At 63.2% G+C, this 2,117-nt stretch carries 1 protein-coding gene and 2 pseudogenes; 2 read left to right on the top strand and 1 reads right to left on the bottom strand.

Translation table 11 applies throughout. The features are described from left to right. Positions 1–121, bottom strand: a pseudogene (locus ACXJ7R_RS30855) (RNA polymerase subunit sigma-70); the annotation flags it as partial. Between the two features lie 15 nt (positions 122–136). Between ACXJ7R_RS30855 and ACXJ7R_RS30850 the strand changes: the two are divergent. Together ACXJ7R_RS30850 and ACXJ7R_RS30845 are read left to right on the top strand one after the other, a co-directional pair. Next, positions 137–547 (top strand): annotated as a pseudogene (locus ACXJ7R_RS30850) (RNA polymerase sigma factor); the annotation flags it as partial. A gap of 2 nt (positions 548–549) precedes the next feature. Beyond that, positions 550–2,117: VWA domain-containing protein (locus tag ACXJ7R_RS30845; RefSeq protein ID WP_457155110.1), on the top strand; the 1,568-nt coding region annotated here is incomplete at its 3' end.

Here is a 2,117-nt window from a genome sequence, read left to right as displayed (position 1 = left end):
CGCCATAGGCCTCCGTCTTTGCCATATCGCGGGCGGACTTGCGCATCATGTCGCGCGCGGCGTTCAGGGTCACGGAGTAAAGCCATGTCGTGAAGGCGCCGCCCCCGCGATAGTCGCGGATAGCCCGGCCGAGCCGGATGCCGAAGACATCGCCCAGGAAGTCTGCGTCCGGCTCGGCCGGGCTATCCGCGACTATCGCGGGGGCGGCGCCTTCACGACATGGCTTTACTCCGTGACCCTGAACGCCGCGCGCGACATGATGCGCAAGTCCGCCCGCGATATGGCAAAGACGGAGGCCTATGGCGTTCACGCGCTAATCTCGGGCGAGGCTTCGGCAGAGCCGGAAGACCCGGCCGAGGCATTGTGGGCGGCGGTAAGGCAGTTGCCGGACAAGCAGCGCGACGCCGTGCTGCTGGTCTATGGCGAGGGCTTGAGCCATGCGGCCGCCGCCGAGGCGATGGCGATCTCGGAGGCGACGGTTTCCTGGCACATCCATGAAGCGAAGAAACGGCTGAAGACGCTGATGCGCTCGGCCGGGGAAGTGTGACCATGGTCGACGACAACGAACTCAACAGACTGCGCGACATCGCGGCGCCGGCGCCGGGCGAGAGCGCGAAGGCTCGTGCCTTCGAAGCCGCCATGCGCGCCTATGATCAGGAAAATATTTCGACCGTGAGCCAAGGATCGGTAGGCGGGCTTCGTCTCACAGAGCGAGCACAAAAGCTCTGGAGCGAGATCATGCAAAAGAAACTCATTGCCGCGCCGGCTCTTGCCGGGCTCGTCGCCCTGCCGATCGCCGGATACGCCACCTTCCACATGCTGAGGGAACAGCCGCCCAAATTCGGCGGCGACGAGAAGATCACCGAAACGCTGGCCGACAAGCCTGCGACGGTGAAGCAGACGACCAACGAGCTCAAGCCGGCCCGCACCGAACTGGAGAAAGACAAGAAGGCCGACGCGGATGTAGAAAGCCGCGACGCCTCAGATGCGCTCGTCGCGCCGGCCTCACCGCCGAAATCCGAATCGACCGTTGCTATCGGCGGTGCACAGCAGGAGGCGGCGAAGGGCGCTCCCCGACAGGATGCTACTGGCGCCGGAAGTGTGGCAATGAATAGTGCACCCCCGGCACCGGCCCCGACAGGCGAATTTGCGCTGGACGGTACTGTAAGTGCCCCCAGCATGTCGCGGAGTCTCGCGCCGGCCGAGTCCAAGCTGATGGCGCAGCAGCCAGCCATGGCTCCGGCCGACCAGGTTCAGCCGCAAGAGCAAAACCGCGACCGCATCGAGGATTTCAAGACCAATCCGGTGCATGCCGCGCTTGAGGATCCGGTCTCGACCTTCTCGATCGATGTCGACACGGCTTCCTATTCCTTCGTGCGGCGTTCGCTGAAGGAAGGGTTCGTGCCGCAGGCCGATACGGTCCGCGTCGAGGAGATGATCAACTACTTCCCTTATGACTGGAAGGGCCCGGACTCCGCCACGACGCCGTTCAACTCGACGGTCAGCGTCATGCCGACACCGTGGAACACGCACACCAAGCTGATGCATGTCGCCATCAAGGGTTTTGACGTCAAGCCGACCGAGCAGCCGAAAGCCAATCTGGTCTTCCTGATCGACGTCTCGGGCTCGATGGACGAGCCGGACAAGCTGCCGCTGCTCAAGTCGGCTTTCCGACTTCTGGTCGGCAAATTGAAGGCAGACGACACGATCTCGATCGTGACCTATGCCGGTGAGGCCGGCACCGTGCTGATGCCGACAAAAGTTGCCGAGAAGGACAAGATCCTCAATGCCATCGACAATCTGCAGCCCGGCGGCTCGACGGCCGGCGAGGCGGGCATCAAGGAAGCCTACAGACTTGCCCAGCAATCCTTCGTCAAGGACGGCGTCAACCGGGTGATGCTCGCCACCGATGGCGACTTCAACGTTGGTCAGACTGATGACGACGACCTGAAGCGTTTGATCGAGAGCGAGCGCAAGACCGGTGTCTTCCTGTCGGTGTTCGGCTTTGGCCGCGGCAATCTGAACGACCAGATGATGCAGACCATCGCCCAGAACGGCAACGGCACGGCCGCCTATATCGACACGCTCGCCGAGGCCGAGAAGGTGCTGGTCGAGGA

This window comes from Mesorhizobium sp. P5_C1, from assembly GCF_054049815.1.
This window is presented reverse-complemented; position numbering and strand designations above follow the sequence as displayed.